This is a genomic window from Desulfosarcina widdelii, assembly GCF_009688965.1.
GTDB classification, from domain to species: Bacteria; Desulfobacterota; Desulfobacteria; order Desulfobacterales; family Desulfosarcinaceae; genus Desulfosarcina; species Desulfosarcina widdelii.
The window spans coordinates 612794-630904 of record NZ_AP021875.1; the positions used below are offsets into that span (position 1 = coordinate 612794).

20 protein-coding genes are annotated in these 18111 nt (G+C 50.7%); 9 read left to right on the plus strand and 11 right to left on the minus strand.

Going from position 1 to position 18111, the window contains the following annotated elements:
- Positions 1-28: 28 nt before the first annotated feature.
- From hcp to GN111_RS02930, 11 genes are all read right to left on the minus strand, one after another.
- The gene (gene hcp / locus GN111_RS02880) at positions 29-1675 is read right to left on the minus strand and encodes a hydroxylamine reductase (protein WP_155302304.1); all 1647 of its coding nucleotides are present in this window, start codon (positions 1673-1675) and stop codon (positions 29-31) included.
- Between the two features lie 43 nt (positions 1676-1718).
- Entirely contained in the window at positions 1719-2897 is a 1179-nt protein-coding gene (locus GN111_RS02885) for an FprA family A-type flavoprotein (RefSeq protein ID WP_155302305.1), read from the minus strand.
- A 266-nt stretch (positions 2898-3163) separates the two neighbouring features.
- The gene (locus tag GN111_RS02890) at positions 3164-3481 is read right to left on the minus strand and encodes a cupin domain-containing protein (RefSeq protein WP_155302306.1); all 318 of its coding nucleotides are present in this window, start codon (positions 3479-3481) and stop codon (positions 3164-3166) included.
- Between the two features lies 1 nt (position 3482).
- The gene (locus tag GN111_RS02895) at positions 3483-3974 is read right to left on the minus strand and encodes an LOG family protein (protein ID WP_155302307.1); all 492 of its coding nucleotides are present in this window, start codon (positions 3972-3974) and stop codon (positions 3483-3485) included.
- Positions 3975-4103: 129 nt separating this feature from the next.
- Positions 4104-4640 carry an HPP family protein gene (locus tag GN111_RS02900; RefSeq protein ID WP_155302308.1) on the minus strand — a complete coding sequence of 179 codons (537 nt, stop codon included), beginning with the start codon at positions 4638-4640 and terminating at the stop codon, positions 4104-4106.
- A gap of 12 nt (positions 4641-4652) precedes the next feature.
- A complete protein-coding gene (locus GN111_RS02905; protein WP_155302309.1) occupies positions 4653-5258 on the minus strand; it encodes a CBS domain-containing protein in 606 nt (201 codons plus the stop codon).
- A 37-nt stretch (positions 5259-5295) separates the two neighbouring features.
- Positions 5296-6321: a dihydroorotate dehydrogenase-like protein gene (locus GN111_RS02910; RefSeq protein ID WP_155302310.1), complete on the minus strand. Its 1026-nt coding sequence runs from the start codon at positions 6319-6321 to the stop codon at positions 5296-5298.
- A gap of 101 nt (positions 6322-6422) precedes the next feature.
- The gene (locus GN111_RS02915; protein ID WP_155302311.1) at positions 6423-7448 is read right to left on the minus strand and encodes a uroporphyrinogen decarboxylase/cobalamine-independent methonine synthase family protein; all 1026 of its coding nucleotides are present in this window, start codon (positions 7446-7448) and stop codon (positions 6423-6425) included.
- A 31-nt stretch (positions 7449-7479) separates the two neighbouring features.
- Complete coding sequence (locus tag GN111_RS02920) at positions 7480-7707, minus strand: DUF1858 domain-containing protein (RefSeq protein ID WP_170302099.1); 228 nt, start codon at positions 7705-7707, stop codon at positions 7480-7482.
- Between the two features lie 39 nt (positions 7708-7746).
- The gene (locus tag GN111_RS02925; protein ID WP_155302313.1) at positions 7747-8475 is read right to left on the minus strand and encodes a ZIP family metal transporter; all 729 of its coding nucleotides are present in this window, start codon (positions 8473-8475) and stop codon (positions 7747-7749) included.
- A gap of 194 nt (positions 8476-8669) precedes the next feature.
- Positions 8670-9347 carry a Crp/Fnr family transcriptional regulator gene (locus GN111_RS02930; protein ID WP_155302314.1) on the minus strand — a complete coding sequence of 226 codons (678 nt, stop codon included), beginning with the start codon at positions 9345-9347 and terminating at the stop codon, positions 8670-8672.
- Positions 9348-9648: 301 nt separating this feature from the next.
- Here GN111_RS02930 and GN111_RS02935 point away from each other — a divergent pair, with 301 nt between their 5' ends.
- From GN111_RS02935 to GN111_RS02975, 9 genes are all read left to right on the plus strand, one after another.
- On the plus strand, positions 9649-11481 hold the full coding sequence (locus tag GN111_RS02935) for a sigma-54 interaction domain-containing protein (protein ID WP_155302315.1): 1833 nt from the start codon (positions 9649-9651) through the stop codon (positions 11479-11481).
- Between the two features lie 276 nt (positions 11482-11757).
- Positions 11758-11988, plus strand: a complete 231-nt coding sequence (locus GN111_RS02940; protein ID WP_155302316.1) for a hypothetical protein — start codon at positions 11758-11760, stop codon at positions 11986-11988.
- Positions 11989-12049: 61 nt separating this feature from the next.
- Positions 12050-12484 (plus strand): hypothetical protein, encoded by a 435-nt coding sequence (locus tag GN111_RS02945; RefSeq protein WP_155302317.1) that lies wholly within the window; start codon positions 12050-12052, stop codon positions 12482-12484.
- A gap of 29 nt (positions 12485-12513) precedes the next feature.
- Positions 12514-12774 carry a hypothetical protein gene (locus GN111_RS02950; protein ID WP_155302318.1) on the plus strand — a complete coding sequence of 87 codons (261 nt, stop codon included), beginning with the start codon at positions 12514-12516 and terminating at the stop codon, positions 12772-12774.
- Between the two features lie 81 nt (positions 12775-12855).
- On the plus strand, positions 12856-14028 hold the full coding sequence (locus GN111_RS02955; protein WP_231715659.1) for an NAD(P) transhydrogenase subunit alpha: 1173 nt from the start codon (positions 12856-12858) through the stop codon (positions 14026-14028).
- A gap of 107 nt (positions 14029-14135) precedes the next feature.
- Entirely contained in the window at positions 14136-14504 is a 369-nt protein-coding gene (locus GN111_RS02960; protein WP_155302319.1) for an NAD(P) transhydrogenase subunit alpha part 2, read from the plus strand.
- Between the two features lie 61 nt (positions 14505-14565).
- Entirely contained in the window at positions 14566-16539 is a 1974-nt protein-coding gene (locus GN111_RS02965; RefSeq protein ID WP_155302320.1) for an NAD(P)(+) transhydrogenase (Re/Si-specific) subunit beta, read from the plus strand.
- Between the two features lies 1 nt (position 16540).
- On the plus strand, positions 16541-17230 hold the full coding sequence (locus GN111_RS02970; protein WP_155302321.1) for a hypothetical protein: 690 nt from the start codon (positions 16541-16543) through the stop codon (positions 17228-17230).
- A 111-nt stretch (positions 17231-17341) separates the two neighbouring features.
- Positions 17342-17890, plus strand: a complete 549-nt coding sequence (locus GN111_RS02975) for a CBS domain-containing protein (RefSeq protein WP_155302322.1) — start codon at positions 17342-17344, stop codon at positions 17888-17890.
- Positions 17891-18111 lie beyond the last annotated feature (221 nt).

The window sequence follows — 18111 nt, forward strand, 5'->3', positions numbered from 1 at the left end:
GGGGGACAACCACGCAGGCCCTTCATGGTTAGTTACCGGCCATCATGGCAGCGATATCCTCCTCGACGGTACCGATGGGTTTGATGTCGAATTTTTCCACCAGTACATTGGCTACATTGGGAGAAAGAAAGCCCGGCAGTGTGGGACCCAGCCGAATCCCCTTGACGCCGAGAAACAGCAGGGCCAACAGCACAGCAACGGCTTTTTGCTCGTACCAGGCGATGTCATAGGAAACGGGAAGTTCGTTGATGTCATTCAGCCCGAAGGCCTCTTTGAGCTTCAACGCAATCACGGCCAGCGAATAGGAATCGTTGCATTGACCGGCATCCAGCACGCGGGGAATGCCGCCGATGTCGCCAAGGTTCAACTTGTTGTAGCGGTACTTGGCGCATCCAGCGGTCAGAATTACCGTATCCTTGGGCAGGTTTTCGGCCACCTCGGTAAAGTAGCTGCGGGATTTCTGGCGGCCGTCGCATCCGGCCATGACGACAAACCGTTTGATGGCACCGGATTTCACCGCATTGATTACCTTATCGGCCAGGGCCAGCACCTGGTTGTGTGCGAAGCCGCCTACGATTTTGCCGGACTCGATCTCCTCTGGCGGGGCGCATTGCTTGGCTCGTTCCACGACGGCGGAGAAATCCTTGGCACCGCCTTGCGGCCTTTTGGCAATGTGTTTGGCTCCCGGATAGTTGACTACGCCGGTGGTGAAGAGTCTATCCAGATAGGTGTTGTTCTTTTTGATCGGGATCAGACAATTGGTGGTCAACACAATGGCCCCGTTGAAGGATTCGAAATCCTTGTTTTGGTGCCACCACGATCCACCGTAGTTGCCGATAAAATGGTCGTATTTTTTGAAGGCCGGGTAGCAGTTGGCCGGCAGCATCTCGCCGTGGGTGTATACGTCCACGCCGGTCCCCTCGGTCTGTTTGAGCAACTCTTCCATGTCTTTCAGGTCATGGCCGGAAATCAGGATGCCGGGGTTTTTCCCCACGCCGATGTTCACCTCGGTGATTTCAGGATTGCCATAAGCCTTGGTATTGGCTTCGTCCAGCAGGGCCATGGTGTTGACAGCGCATTCTCCGGCCTTCATGACCATGCCGACCATCTCGTCCGTCGACAGCTCTTTGGTTGTGGATGCCAGCGCTTCCATCAGAAAACCATATATGTCGTCCTTTTCATGGCCGAGAATCGCGGCATGATCGGCATAGGCGGCGATCCCCTTGCCGCCGATGATCAAAAGCTCTCTCAGTGACCGTACATCCTCGTTCTCAGCAGCCGTGATGCGAACCTCGTCGGACAAGGCCTTGTCCATGATGGCCTGTTTGTCGGTCGCCGCCCAGACCGCGCAATCCGGAAGCGCGTCCGGAAGGTCGCCGCCAAGTTTTTCTTTGACCGCGTCTCTGACATCGAGGGCCTGCCGGATTCGGTCGACGATTACGTCATCATCCCAGGCCACGTTGGTAATGGTGGTGAAAAGCGCTTCACAGATGAAGTGGCCGGCCTCTTTGTCCACCGTGCCCTTCTCCTTCAGCTTTTCCCCGTAAACCGCAATGCCCTTGCAAACGTAAATGAGCAGATCCTGTAGATCGGCAGTTTCTTCGGGCTTGCCGCACACACCTTTCACCGTACAACCTTGATTTTTTGCCGTTTCTTGACATTGAAAACAAAACATAGACTTCCTCCTTGATTTGAATGGTGGGTGGAAATGGTTGATCTTATCGAAACCCGTTTTCTTTATGCTTTTGCGCAATGCTGTCGGCCAAGCGGTCCAGGGAAGCGAAATCCGCTTCGGCCGGAAGCCCTTTGCAAAGTACCGGGTCGATCACCTCGACTTTCAGATTGGGAATCATTCCGGCAAGTGTTTCCACGGTCTTTCCTCCCCATCCATATGAACCGATAATGGAGAGAAACCTGACTTTTGGTTTCAACGCATTGGCCAGCAATGCCGCATACGCAGCCAAGGGATGAGGCCCGGCCAGCACCGTCGGCACCCCCACGACAATCGTAGCCGCGTCGACAAGCGCCATTGCGAGCTTGCCGATGTCGGTTACCGCGAGGTTGAACAGTTCCACGCGAATTCCCCGCTCGACGAGGGCGGCGGTGAGATGGTCCACCATTTTTCGCGTGCTTCCGTGCATGGAGACAAAGGGTAGGACGACCAGATTGTGTGGATCGCCGGCCACCCAATCCTGATAGGCATCCATGATCCAGGACGGCCGATCGTAGATTTGGCCGTGGCTCGGAGCGATCATCTGAATGTCATACCCGTTGAGTTTTTCCATGTTTTTGGCGATGATGTTGCGGAAAGGCATCATGATTTCGGCAAAATAGCGTTTGGCCGCCTCATGCACCCGTCCCTGGTCGGTAACGAAAAGATCGCTGGTGGCGATGTGGGAGCCGAAAAAATCGCAGCTGAAGAGAATCTTGTCTTCCTGCAGGTAGGTCACCATGGTTTCGGGCCAGTGGACCCATGGGGTGTGAATGAATTCCAGGGTCTTATCTCCGAGAGACAGCGTTTCACCGTCTTGGACGGTGACGAAGGCGTTTTCGGGAATTTTCAAAATATCCATGAGCATGCCCTTGGCCTTGGGCGTTGCCACCACCTTGGCTTGCGGAAACCGCTCCAGCACCTGCGGTATCGTTCCGGAATGGTCCTGCTCGGCATGGTGGGAGACGACAAAGTCGATCTTGGGTACATTGTCGAGCTGTGCCGTCAAGACCTCGGCCATGGGCGGGTCGACCGTGTCCAGCAGGGCGGTTTTCTCGCTGCCTTCTATCAAATAGGCATTGTAGGTTGTCCCATCCGGAAGCGGGATGAGGGAGTCGAAAAGCCGCCGATCCCAATCCACGGCTCCCAACCAGTGAATTTTCTCCATGATCTTTCTTTTTTGCATGATCAAATTTCCTTTCATGGTTATGGGGCGATTTCTCCAGCTCAAATCAATAATTGACAGTCTATAAAAAACCAACTCGACTAACGATTGGCCACATTTAAGTCGGTTGTTCACCGATAATAGGACGGGCCATGTGTGAAATATTTTTCTATTTCAAGCAATTGTTTTTGTCTTTGCGCTGGAGCAAACAAGTTCTACGAATCGTAAATAATTTTTCTTTTTTAATTTTCTATCCTTTGGCCCAAAGTCGGAATAAGAATGCCACCTCATTTCTGGGGTTGCTTTAAAGATATATCCAAGAGTTTTACAGACGTATTGGCGGTTTTCCAACCATGCTGTTCCCCTGAAGGTATAAAGTAGGTCTCATTGGGATTGAGCAGTCTACTGTTTCCGCCTATAAACATTTCAATTTGACCCTCCAAGACAATACCGCACTGATCAAAAGCATGTTTATGTCCGGTATCTTCATGATTTGCATCGATTTCCATGCAAACCATGATCAAGTTTTCCCCGAATTCAGCCTTGCTCATTATACCCGGCCTGAAATTCTCCAACTTTAAAGTGCTCAAGTTCCAGAAGCCCATTTTATACTCCTCGTTTTATGATGAGATCGAGGATCTCATCGGGGTTCACTGCACGAATGATCGCCTCTTGGTGCGAATTTTTTAAAAAACCCTCTTTTTCAGCAGTTTCCAACATCAGCTCAAGCGGTTCGAAAAAACCGTTAACATTCAACAACCCGAATGGTTTGGCATGAAACCCCATCTGCTGTAATGTGTATACTTCAAAAAATTCCTCAAAGGTGCCAATTCCTCCAGGCAGCGCTACGAATCCATCTGAAAGTTGCACCATGAGGTGTTTTCTTTCATGCTTGGTTGGCAATACATGCAGCTCCGTCAATCCTTGATGGAATTCTTCCCTATCTTTTAATGCCTGAACAGTCACTCCGACTACTTTCCCACCAGCAGCTAAGGCGCTGTCAGCAAGCTGTTTCATAAGTCCGGTACAAGAACCGCCATAGACACAGGTTAGGCTGCGCATGGCCAATTCATGCCCCAACGCACCCGCTGTTTCCATATAGGCTGGATGGCTACCGGTGCTTGATCCGAGAAAACACAGATTGAATTCATTACACTCCTTTAAAAGCCCTCATGGCCAAATTGAGGAATGATACAATTATGGTACTTTTTCATGATTTATTTTGCCTCAAAACCAGAATTCAGGGTATCGGCGATCTTTTGAAATGTTGTTGACCATCAGGGCAATGGTCAGCATCACACCCGCCCCCAGGCCAACAGGGACGATCGCATAAAGGTACCCGAGATTATGCACGGAATCGCCTCCGATTACCGCGATCAAAGCGGTCGCACCTCCCGGTGGATGAAGTGTTTTGGTAAGGTGCATCAGGGCAATGGACACGGATACGGCCATGGCTGCGGCGAGCCACGGCTGCCCGCCCAAATATTGATAAGCGGCAACCCCCACAATAGCCGAGAGCACATGCCCGCCGATCAAATTTCTGGGCTGGGCTAGCGGGCTGCGGATGGCGCCGTACACCAGCACGGCCGAAGCACCGAAGGAACCGATGATCATGATCAGGGCGCTTTGATCCAAAACCCTGAAATGAAGCAGACCCACGGCGGCAATTCCGAGAAAACTGCCGATCCAGGACCATAAGATTTCGATCAGACCGACCCGGGGAGGGCTTTGCGTATGCCCTCTCATTTTATTGAAATAGTTCATCTATTCTCCTGCTTACCCGAGCATGCAAAAGGAACTGACGAGGTCCGAACGGGTGACGATACCGACAGCCTTCCCATTATCTGCGACGACCGGGAGGCGATTGATGTTTTTTTCCATCAGCAATACCGAGATGTCGCCTATAGTGACCTCCGGCTTCGCCGTGATCGCAGGTTTCGTCATTATATCCCCTGCGCTTCGGTTCAACATGGGAGTTGCCACACACCCTTTGTTTTTCAGGCAATGGGCGATTACCTGCATAAAGGAGTCGCTTTTTCCGGCGCCCATTTTCCGTAAAAAGTCCTTTTCCGAGATCACCCCGATGACCTTTTCGCTATCATCCACAACCGGGACTCCCGAGATACCCTTTTCGGCCAGTAGGGTGGCGGTTGCCATCAAATCCTTGTCCGCTCTGACCACGTGGACCGGACAGGTCATTACATCGGCGGCTTTGAATGCCTGCATCATTCTGTCCTGCGCAAGAGCATAGGCCACCCGGAAGACTTCTTTAAAATCGGCCGGGGTGATGTCGATATATCCCTGTATGGATCGCATGGCTTTCATCACATCGACATCGGAAATATCGACGGGAGCACACTCTCGAAGGTTTGCTGAACTCACAGTGCACACTCCATTTTGTTTGGGTTTGGCGGTCGCATTAGAACATCACATTCTTTTTGCCGCCGAAATAGCGCATGAACTGGGCCCGTTCATAAACAGCCGGATCGGTGCTTTTCTCTTGGCTCAGTTTACCTTTAAAGTCGGCAAGCTCGCTGTATTTCCAGTTTGTCATCCAGGTTTGCAAACCGTCGACCAATTGCTTCAGGTACTGCGGACCGTTCTTATAAATGCACGATGCCACTTGGACGGCCCCGGCCCCGGCCAGCAATTGTTTGATTACCGCTGCTGCATCATGAACACCGGTGGAAGCGGCCAGGTCGCAATTTGCTTTATTCGCCATGATGGCGATCCAGCGCAGGGACAGGGACAGGTCGGAAGGAGAACTGAATACGAAAGAGGGTTTGACTTCCAATTTATCGATATCGAAATCGGGGCTGAAAAAGCGGTTGAACAATACCAGGCCCTTGATGCCTGTTTGGGACAGCCGTTGAATCATAGGGCCCAGATCACTGAAGTAGGGACTAATTTTCAAAGCCACCGGTACAGAAACCGTTTGGGTCACCTTTTCTGCAATCTTAAAATAGAGCGCTTCTTTTTCTCCTTTCGAGTGTTTGAAATCGGTGGGCGGAAAAAACATATTCAGCTCCAAGGCATCGGCTCCGGCCTTTTGCAGGTTGACGGCATACGAGAGCCATTCCACTGAATGAAAAAAACAGTTGATACTGGCTATCACCGGAATATCTACAGCGGCTTTGCAGCCTTCGATCAATTCAACGTATTTTTGAAGGTTTTTTTCGCGGATTACGTAGTCATAATACGCAATCGGATTGCGCTGGCCATCATAGTCGAAGTATTGAGGTTCGCCGTATTTCGTTTTGGCGGTTCGGATGAAATCGGCGTACTCATACATCACCTCCTCTTCAAAGATCGACTTGAGTACCACCGCGCCGGCACCGTTTTCGGCCAGCTCCTTGACCTGTTTTACGGAACCGGTCATCCCCGAACTGCCAGCAATGATGGGCGTCGGCATCACCAGCCCCATGTAATTGGTTGTCAGATCCATACGCCCTCCTTTCACTCACTTTGGTTTTTTATGCAGCGGCATTTTTCTGTGTGCCGGCGTCAACGAATCCGCCGAACCGTAAACTATCCTGCAAAGTCCCGTCATAGATATTTCGTTTTCAACACGTTCGACATTCGGCTTACCGTAACAAAAGCTCTCTCAACCGTGCGCTCCCGATCCGGATTGACCAGACAGCACGTTGCTGGAGAAATCAAACTTCTGGCAATCATTCGTTCTTTATCGACTCCTTTGCCCCACAACACGCGCCAGACATTTTCGAGGCGCTCTATCATGGAATGCATGTCCTCTTTTTGAAAGGTTTCGAATCCCGTGGGTACGATTCCCCAAACAATGACACCATCCCTTTCCAGGAACTTTCTGATAGCCGTGGCATAGGACGCGAAGATTTCTGCGTTGGTGTAGACATCCAGGGAAAGCACATCCAAATCCAAGTTCAACAGAAAATCCCAATCGGGGTTGCCACAAAGGTGGATGCCCCGCGGTCGATCCACCTGGGTGAAGAATTGATCCAGGTCGCTCTTGGCTTTCATATCTCCATATCCGGCCATAGCAGAAAACAGGAATTGCAGCCCCGGTTCATCAACGAACATAAAGGCATTGGCATTAAGCTGTTTAAGCCGGGCCAATTGAACGTTTATCCGCTTGGCCATGAATTCGAGCATGAACGGCCTGACGGTATCGTCAAAAAGAATGGGTCTCTCATCTTGATCGATAATATTGAATCCAAAACTGATGGGGCCTTCCAACTGCCCCCGGATTGCGGATCGATCCGAATGATCCAACGCCAAAAAGCGGTGATAGACCGCCGAATAGGTTTCGCTGACGTCAAAAAGGGTCGGGTCGTCAAATCGAAGCAGCGTTCCTTCTATTTCCTCGGCAAACTTATCCATGGAGAAACGCAAGGTCCGTTTTTCGATGTCCAGTACGCTGCCTGGAAAATGCTCGGCCGCCTGGACATACATATCCTCGTAATAGCTGTAGTTGGGCAGTTGGGGCCAGAAAGGGATGTCCAGGGACAAGGCCATTTCGAGAGCCCGGTCAACGTCCGTGTGTGGCATCACCGCCATGGCGGTGGTCTGCAGGTCTCCGGGTATTTTGGGTGCCATTGGATATCCTTTCGCTCGTTTTATATTCAACTCAACGGTTAGTCTTCCCAGCCATTACGTTGTCGATCACCTTTTCCAAGCGGGTCATTAATTTTTTTTTATCGAGGTTATATTCTTTGGCAACATCGGAAAGGTTATGGAATGCGTCTGCGGGACAACCCACACACATAAGCCCCAAATCAACGAATGTATGCAGCAAATATGGATGCTGATCCAGCAACTCCTTGATGGTGCTGGATTCCGATATATTGATTCCCATGATCGACATTTCCTTTTCGCATGCTGATCGGTTCATGTATCAGGCCACAAGCCCAAGCAGCATCACGGCAACGATTCCGGCAATAAATGCGAAGAGCGATTGTTTCCCGGCTACACTTCGGGCCGCCGGCATCAGCTGATCAGCGGTGATATAGATCATCAGGCCTGCTGTAGCCCCTACCATTATCGACATGGTGTTAGAGGAAATCTGTCCGATAAAATATTTTACTAAGAGATATCCAAATACGATGGGCAGGGCGCTAAGAGATGACATGACAAACGATTTCAACCGATTGCCGTACGTGTAATAGTGGGGCGCGGATGTACAGATCCCTTCAGGGATGTTGTGAATGGCAATGGCTATAGCGATAACCACCGAATCACCAATATTGGCGGTCGCCCCCACCGCGATGGCCATCCCCTCCGGAAAATTGTGCAGGAAAATAGCCAGGATCAGAAAGTTGGCCGTTCGGCCCAATCGGCATTCGTCTTCGGCACACAGGGCGCAGTCGTGAACGTGGGGAAATAGACGGTCGAGAAAAGCCATGATCGAAGATCCGATCATCACTCCCGCCACACATGTCATCGTTGATCCCAGGCTGATGCTCTCGGGGATCAGGTCCAAAAAGGAGATGGACAACATAATCCCCGCTGCAAAATAGAGCATATTGTGAATATATTGTTCGGAAGGCTTTCTCCATACACCAATAGCGGATCCAATGACCGGACCGGCTGTCGATAGTACTACCAGTATGCTTTCCTGAGACATGGCACCCTTCCTTTTCCTCAAAGAAGCCGAACTCTTGAAAACGGTTTCCAATATTCTGCCCGTGGACTATTTTGGAGCGAATTTATCAGGAAGGGGAGGTCGCGTCTTTGCGCTGGCGCAAACAACAAAAATTATTTAATTAAGCCTATGGATGACGGAAAGCATATGCCAATGGGAATGGTGATCAGTGAATTTTAGCCCGCTTCAGCGAAGGCAACCAGTGCATGAGGGTCTGTGACGACAATCTTTTCGCGTCCCGATTTGATCCAATTCTTCTTTTCCCAGCCGCTGAGCGTACGGCTGACCGTATAAAGGGTGGTGCCGGAATAATCGGCGATATTCTGTCGGCTCAATGGAATCTCGATCAGAATGCCATCTTCTTTTTTAACACCCTTCCAACGCATCAACCGTAGCAAAGATCGCGCTATCCTTCGATCGACCTGTTCCGTGCAAATCTCTAGATAGCGTTGTTGGACATCCTCGATGCGCGCCAAGACGATACCCAAAAAATTGATCGCAATATCCGGGAATTTACGCATCAGCTTCATCATCGTGGGATGATCCCAACCAATGACTTCAGTTGCACCAACGGATTGTGCGATAACCGGATAGACCCCGTTTCTAAGAGCCACCACAGCCGCGGTCAATTCTCCAGGGCCTACATATCGAATGATCACCTCCTTGCCGTGCTCGTTAAGCTTTGTCAGCTTTAGTTGGCCTTGCATGACCAGGTAACATCTGGAGGCGGGAGATCCCTGATGAAAAAGGATTTCGTTGGGGCTTAGCTGTTTTTTGATGCCGATATGGATTGCCCGATTGTGCTGATCTTCGGTTAATCCTTTGAATACATCCGCTTGGTCAATGCTTTCCATTATGGAGTATTTTCCCAGTTTTTACGTTGGCTGCAGCGGGTTCAATCGAGCTATAAAAACAGCTACTGTATTCTTTTAAAGTGACTTTCTCTTGAAATGCACTTGATATCCTCGTTCAATGGAAACGGATCTGGCCTGAAAAATTAAGAAAATAGGCTTTTCATTGAATGATGAAACACTTTATAACATAAATAATGGTTATGAATAATCGATTTGTGGGCATTTTGAAGGTTGTCGATTATTACACCCATTCAAATGGATAAATAGTCGGTCGCTATTATCGAGATTGCAGGTATCATCTATGACAGCCAAACCATCAAAAAAAATGGCGGATTCACGTTCGGTACAAAAAGATCCGAATGTTTCGGAAAAATCGTGCCGACCATTAACCATATCCACCGCACCAAACGCCCTGTCCGAGCGGATCAAAGAGCTGAACTGCCTTTACGGTATCTCCAATTTGTTCGAAAATCAGGATGTTTCCCTGCCATGGATCATGCAACGTGCTGTGGAACTCATCCCGGCAGCCTGGCAATATCCTGAATATGCCTGTGCGCGAATCCGATTGGAAGGGCAAGACTACGCCACCCGAAATTTCAAAGCGACAAAGTGGCGGCAGAATACAAAAATCGTACTGAACGGCCAACATGTCGGTGATGTAGACGTCTATTATTACAAAAAACCTCCCCTGTGTGAAGCTAACCCGTTTTTAGAGGAGGAAAAACACCTGTTGAGAGCGATCGGGGAGCGGCTGAGCAAGGTGTTGTGGCTGAAACGTTCAGAAGAGGCACTAAGGGAAAGTGAAGAACGTTATCGCGTGCTTACCGAACAGGTGGCCGAAGGGGTCGCCCTGGTCCAGGACAACCGTTTTCGCTATGTGAATCCGGCTTTCTGCAAACTGTTTCACATATCGATGGCCGAAGAGATCCTGGATAGGCGCGTAACGGATCCACGCGCTGGAAATGCTGCTGAAATCGCCCAAAGCTACCGCGCCGTGGGCGACATAGAAATTGATGCCAAAGTCGAGGAGTTGATCCAGCTTTCTCAGCCGGGCAGGCTCGCCTGGATCCAGGTTTGCCACAGCCCCATTGCTTTCAAGGGGCGGCCCGCGCTGTTGTCGACCTTCAAGGACATTACGGAGATCAAAGAACAGCAGATGGCTGCGCAACGAATGGCGGACCAGCTGGACAGCGAAAACCGCGTTCTGCGATCGTCCCTCAAAGAGAGGTACCGGTTGGGTGACATCCTGGGGCGGTCAGCGGCCATGCAAGGTGTTTATGAACGGATTCTGAAGGCGGCCGCAACGGATGCCAGTGTTGCCATATTCGGTGAATCCGGATCGGGAAAAGAACTGGTGGCGCATGCCGTCCATAATCACGGTGCGAGAAAAAACCACAGATTCGTCGCCGTGAACTGCGGTGCCGTCCTGGAAACTCTGTTCGAACGAGAATTTTTCGGACACCGTAAGGGCGCATTTTCCGGTGCGCACGCAGACGCTCCGGGATATCTGGATATGGCCGATGGCGGAACATTGTTTCTGGATGAAGTTGGTGACCTGACCCTTGGGATGCAAGCCAAGATGCTGCGGGCGATCGAAGGCGGCGGCTATCGGGCGTTGGGCAGCACGGATACGAAGTCGACCGATTTGCGCATCATATCGGCCTCCAATACGCCGTTGGAAGATAAGGTCAACAGCGGCCATATGCGTAGCGATTTTTTTTATCGCATCCAGGTGATCCGGATTCAGTTGCCGCCATTGCGCCAACGCAAACAGGATATCCCTTTGCTGGTGGAGCACTTTCTGCGGCGGATCGAGCTGCCTGCCGGCATGGACAGGGTTCCTGGACCGATTATGGATACGCTCATGGAATACGACTGGCCGGGCAACGTGCGCGAACTGCGCAATGTTCTTCAACGGTTTGTAACCCTCGGTCACTTGGAATTCCTTTCCCCCTGCGAACAATTCGAGCCCTCGCCGCTGCCGGCTGAGATGGACCTTCGGTCGGCCACCCGACAGCTGGAGCGCAGCCTGATTGCCAAGGCGTTGAGCCGGACCGGCGGCAACCGCACAAAGGCGGCCAGGCTGCTGGGCATATCGCGAAGAGCGCTGTTTCGAAAGCTCCCTCCCGCCTGAGTGCCAAAATCGCCCATTCGGGCGATTCCGCCCGCACAAATTTTCTCTAGTTAATTCGGATACAAACCACTCAAATTCTGATTGTAGCGGGCGATTGTGGCCCACTATCAAATTCTTACACCAGTCCTCTTAAATAAAAATTTAATTTAAAATCATATAGTTACGCGTTTCTGTGAATTTGGCATTCTTGTTGCTCAAATGCAGGCGAAGGTAAATTGATTTGCCGGCAAACGCCTGGTCAACGATTTTTAATATTGGTTAGCGGAGTCCAATTGCATGGAACTGGCACAAAACAGAGTTTCCGGGAAAATCTTCGTCATTCTTGACGACACCGAAGGGAAGAATTTTTTGGCGGTTACTCCCGATGGAAAAATTAAATGCCTGGAACGAAGCCTCTTCTTTTTCGGCAGGGAAATAAATCATGAAGAAACTGAACCGGAGAAACTTTTGAGCGACACGCAGTTGTCAATCTACGAAGCGTATTTCGGTGAAACCGTTAAAAATTGAATTTATCACTTTAAAAGAATGGCTTGATGAACAAAACGAGCTTCAATGAAAGGAGTTTTTCATGAAACAGGATCCTTTTGGCAACCTGATGGATTGGGGGACCGTGTTGGACATTTTCGAGGAATTGGCCGACTCCGGGAAACTGGTTGAATGTCAGCCGGGCCTGATCCGGATATTACGGTTCAAAGGGAACTGGCGACTTCGCGAGGAAGTCCTCAAGCGTGTCGGAGAAATTCAGGCCCCCTCGGAGGACCTTTTCCGCCAGGTTCTATCCATCCTGGCCGATGACAACATCTATTACGACGCCCGAGTCATTGCCGGCGACGCCCTATGTGCAATGCTCAAAAACATTCATGCGGCTTCTTATGAGGAACTGTCCACGGCCGTGAAAAAATTAATCGAAAAGCTGATGCAGACACCGCAGCCGCCATTTTTCGGCGAGGCAGTGGAACGACTTTATGACGAGATCGCCGCGCCAAGCATGTTGGAGAACTAAGGTCACTGCCAGGGATAAAGGAGATATCCATGAATAATAATCGAAAAAAAGATCCTGCGATGAACGGTGAATATCGGCCTTCAAAAGATACAGGTCCGTCTTCTAAGGAGCAGGGCATATGTCTGAACTGCGAAGATCGGCAGGTTTGTTGTTTTACGGACGCCGGCAAAAACGTGGTGTATTGCGAAGAATATCTCTCGGATCGACCGGATGAAGAAAAAAGGAACCGTTCTTCCAATAATTTTGGAACGCGTCCCTGTTTCGGAATCGACGATTTTATTCCTTTATGACGGATCACGGCGGGGTGTTGCCACTGATGGATAGCGTCTCGACAGATCCACCCATTTCTAAATTCTTTTATTGAGAGGTCAATGATGCGAATCGGTATCCCGAAGGAGATTTTGTCCGAAGAAAAAAGAGTCGCCGCCACACCGGAAACCGTAATGAAATACATCGAACGGGGATTCGAAGTGGTCGTCGAAGCATCGGCAGGAGAAGGCATTTCCATCAGCGATGAAGAATACCGGATGGCCGGGGCAGACATCATCGCCGACACGGCGCGCCTGTTTGAAGAATCCGACATTATTCTAAAAGTCAAGCAGCCCGTATTCAACCAGAAACTGGATACCCATGAAGTCAATATGCTTCGAGACGACGGCATCCTGATCACTTTTCTCCACCCGGCAACTCCCGAAAACCACGATATCGTGAAGCGGCTTCGGGACAAAAACATCACCGCCCTGACCATGGACGGCATCCCGCGCATTTCGCGTGCGCAGCGCATGGATGCCCTTTCTTCCATGAGCACCGTCACCGGATATAAATCGGTGATCATGGCGGCTGACAAACTGCCCACCTTTATCCCCATGATCGGCACGGCCATCGGCACCATCAAACCGGCTACATTTCTCATCGTCGGCACCGGCGTGGTAGGGCTTCAGGCCATTGCCACGGCCAAGCGGCTCGGTGGGGTGGTCAAGGCCATCGATATCCGCAAGGATGCCTGCACCGAGGCGGAAAGTCTGGGCGCCAAGGTGGTGGATTTCGACATCCCCCAGGAGCTGGCCATCGGCAAGGGGGGCTACGCCAAGGCCTTGGAAAAAGAGTGGCTCGAAATCGAGCAGCGCACCATCGCTCCCCACCTGGAAGGTGCCGATGTGGTCATCTTGAGCGCACTGGTGCCGGGAGAAATCGCTCCGATCCTGGTTACGGAAGACATGGTATCCAGGATGAAACCCGGCTCGGTGATCATGGATGTATCCGTGGACCAGGGGGGAAACTGTGAAGTGACGGAACCCGGGCGGTTCAGCCGGCGGCTGGGCGTGCATATCTCGGGCATACAGAACATCCCCGGCAGGATGGCCGTCCACGCCAGTTGGCTGTATGCCAACAACATGTTTCACTACGTTGACAACCTTTTCAAAAACGGCGTCGAAACGCTTGACCTCGAAGACGAGATTGTCAACAGCTCTCTGGTCACGCACCGTGGCACCATTCATCACGAAGGCGCCTTAAAGGCCATGCGGACGAATCTGTCCAATTGAGTCGATTTCAGGGGAAAAAGAAATGAAAGCCGCCTGGATTTTCATGGCGGCTCTTCAATGCCGGACCCCGCCGGTGGATATTACTGCGCGGGGACAGAGGAAATCCGATGCTGAATTTACTTTTGATGTTGGGCGTCTTCGCGGCGGCCTTTATCGTTGGCTACCTGTTGATATCCAAGGTGCCCGCATTGCTGCACACGCCATTGATGTCGATGACCAATGCCATCTCGGCCGTCACCATACTGGGAGCCGTGATTCTGTTTTCATTTCCGACGACCGTCTCTGAAAAAATCTTAGGCGGCGTGGCCATTGTAACGGCCACGTTCAATGTCGTCGGCGGTTTTGCTATTACGGACAGAATGCTGAGACTTTTCAAGGAAAAACGAACAATATCGAACGTACAATCGAGAGAATTCACCGCTGATCACGGCAGGGTGCGCAAACGGCCGAACGATCGTTTTCTATCCATTTGGTGAAGATTCGCCGCAGCGTGCTGTGGAGCGTCTCCAATAACCCGTAAACGAAATCCATCGTGCTATGACACTTACTATCGACTTTTCAGTTATTTTGATTCTGATCGCGGGTATATGGCAGTTCCGGGCGCCCCGCCGAGCAAAGACCGGTAACCTGACCGCGGCATTTGCGCTGATGTGCGCTTTTTTCTTGGTTCTATACCGCAACGGGATATTGGACGCAGGTGTCGTTATCCTGTCTCTGCTGGGGGGAGCGATCGCCGGGTATGCGGTGGCACGTGCCGTCAGCATGATCCAGATCCCGGCCATGGTCGCCTTTCAACACGGCGCAGGCGGGGTAGCGGCTTTCCTTGTATCTCTGGTTGAGTTGACCCGCAGCTCCCACGCGCTGGAACCGGTGAGCGAAATTTCGGGCTTGTTGGGAATGACCATCGGGGCGTTGACGTTCAGTGGCAGCATGGTAGCCTCTGCCAAATTATCTAACAGAATGAGGCAAACCCAGCAAATCCTCCCCGGTCATCAAATGTTGTTGTGGTGGAACATTGGCGGCCTGTTTTTTGTTGGAGGGTTATCCTTTTACATCACCTCCGAACTGGTGTGGGTTGTTTATTTGATCCAGATCCTCCTTTCCGTTCTTTTCGGCATCTTGTTTTCGGTCCGTATTGGCGGCGCCGACATGCCGGTGCTGATTTCCTTTCTCAACGCGACCGCAGGCTTGGCGGCTTCTTTTTGCGGGATGGTGATCGGAAATCAGCTGCTGATTGCTTTCGGTGCAACGGTCGCGGCTTCTGGTTCCATTCTCACGCATGTGATGTGCAAAGCAATGAACCGAAACCTTTTCAGGGTATTTTTTCCTAAAACGGTCAAAAAAAATGGAGCGGTGGGCAAAAAAGCATCGACTGTCGCGTCTCCACCACCACACGCTGCTAACCATTCCGATCCTGAAGAGATAAATGCACAAGAACCGTTCACAAAGGCCATAAACATTATCAAACAAGCCCACTCTATCATTATTGTTCCCGGATACGGTATGGCCCTGGCAAAAGCACAGACGGAGGTCGTCGAGCTGGCCAATCGATTGATCGCCGGCGGGAGCACCGTTCAATATGCCATTCACCCGGTCGCCGGCCGCATGCCCGGGCACATGAATGTGCTGCTGGCTGAAGCCGGCGTAGACTACGACATGCTGGTGGAGATGGAAGCCATCAACCCTGAATTTCAGTCCACGGATCTGGTGCTGGTCGTCGGGGCCTGCGATGTGGTCAATCCCGCGGCCATCGATGTCGAGGGGACTCCGATATCCGGCATGCCGATCCTGATGGCCCACGAGGCCAAGCATGTGGTGTGCTGCAATTTCGATGAAAAACCCGGTTATTCCGGGGTTGAAAATCCGCTTTATTCCAATGGCAACACGATTTTGCTGGCGGGAGACGCCAAGAAAACCGTCCAGCGCCTCCTGGACGCGTTGACCGAAAAACAGTCCGGTGAGATGCCTGCCGATAAAACCGATCAGGATAGCACCCCCGACGCCGTCCAAGCGCTTTCTCGAGCAAAACGAATCGTCATTATTCCGGGGTACGGTATGGCGCTGGCCAAGGCCCAATTCGATATTGTGGAACTGGGGAATATTTTACAACAAAAAGGCGCACAGGTGGATTACGCGATCCATCCGGTTGCCGGCCGCATGCCCGGGCATATGAACGTGCTGCTGGCCGAGGCCGACGTCGATTACGAAAACCTGATCGAAATGGAGGAGGCCAACCCCGGATTTGCCGAAACGGATGTGGCCATGGTCGTCGGTGCCTGCGATGTCGTCAATCCCGCGGCAATAAAACAAAATGGAACCCCGATTTCCGGTATGCCGATTCTGATGGCCCACGAGGCCAGAACGGTGATTGTCTGCAATATGGACAAAAAGCCAGGCTATTCAGGCGTAGAGAATCCGCTCTACGACAATGAGAATACCATCATGCTGCTCGGGGATGCCCGGCTGACGGCCAAAAAACTGATCGAAACATTCCAGGCAGAGGGAGGGTGACATGACGATTCGCTATTTGGAGGACTCAAAAAATGTGCCCGGGGACCCTAACGACAAAGCTTCTTCATCCCGGCTCGACATCAAACATGTTCATAATTTAAACGAGCGGACCAAAGAATTGGATTGTCTGTATCGAGCTATCAACCTTTTGGGGATCGCGGAACATGGATCTCTGGAAAAAGCGATCCAGCAGGTTGCGGACCTGATACCGAGCGGGCTGCAATTTCCAAAAGTTGCCTGTTCCCGCATAGTGATCGGCGAACAAGAATACAGGTCCGAAAGATACGTTCACAGCCGTTGGCTGTTGATCGCGGATATCCTTGCCGATGAAGAGAATGTCGGCTCCCTTGAAGTGGCCTATGTAGAAATGCGCCCTGATAGTTTCAAGGGGCCGTTTTTGGAGGAGGAAGTCTTTCTTTTGAATGCGGTTGCCTGCTTGATTGGCCAAACGATTTATCGGAAAAAATTGATAGACGAAAGAAACGAGCATTTCAAACATCTTGAAAGGATATATCAAAAAGTGCTCAGGGGGTTTATTCCCATCTGTGCCTCATGCAAAAGCATCAGAGATGAAAAAGGGGCTTGGCACCAGCTGGAAGCTTACGTACAAAAACGAACCGAAGCGACTTTCAGCCATGGTATCTGCCCGGAATGTTATAAAAAGCTTTATCCTTATCTCTCAGGTCGGTAGTAGGCAGCTTTGTTCTCGTTATCCTTACTATTTTGTCAGTAGAAGTTCAATCCGAAACGAAAATAGAATTCCCAACGGATTCTTTGATCCGACAAGGAAGAGGGTCTATAAATGGAGAAGATGAAGGTAAGGGAATTGATGCGTCCAACTGATGAGTTTCCTCGTATTTCCAACCAGGCTACTTTTATGGAAGCGGTGGCTGCATTGGAAAAGGCTGATTTGGAATTCAAATCAGGCAAAGCACCAGAAAGAATACTATTGGTCTATGACGGGGCGGGCAATATCGTTGGAAAATTATCCCCCATGGACGTTGTCCAGGGCTTGGAGCCAAACTATGCCAACATCGACGACCTTAAAGCAACTCCTTATTACCAACTGATTCGGATGTGGCACAGACCACTTGGTGAACTTTGCAAAAAAGCTTACAGCGTCAAAATTCATACTTTTATCAAGATGCCTACTTCTGACCATATCGTAAAAGCCGATGATAAAATGGACAGTGCTTTTCATCTTTTTATCGTCAATCGCCACGATTCTCTATTCGTTCAAGACGGATCGTACCTTGTAGGTTTGATTCGATTTTCAGATGTCTACAAGAAAATCAGAGAGATCATTACCTCTTGTCCTTCTCCGACACAGGATAGCAGCAGGGACGTTTAATCACATTGTAAGTTTGGTGAATGCATAATTTTCCCAAAATGACAAATAGATTATGCGATATCCGCGACTACGTGCTGGAAAACGGTGATGCTTTCGTTGCTACTCTTCATAGGGTATTAGTGCTGGTAAGAGCTCTCAATCGGGAACGGATCGGTCACTCCAAAAGCTTGGTAAGGTAGCCCTTTAAAGGAAAGTTCATTTTAATCAGAGGAGCGTCGCTT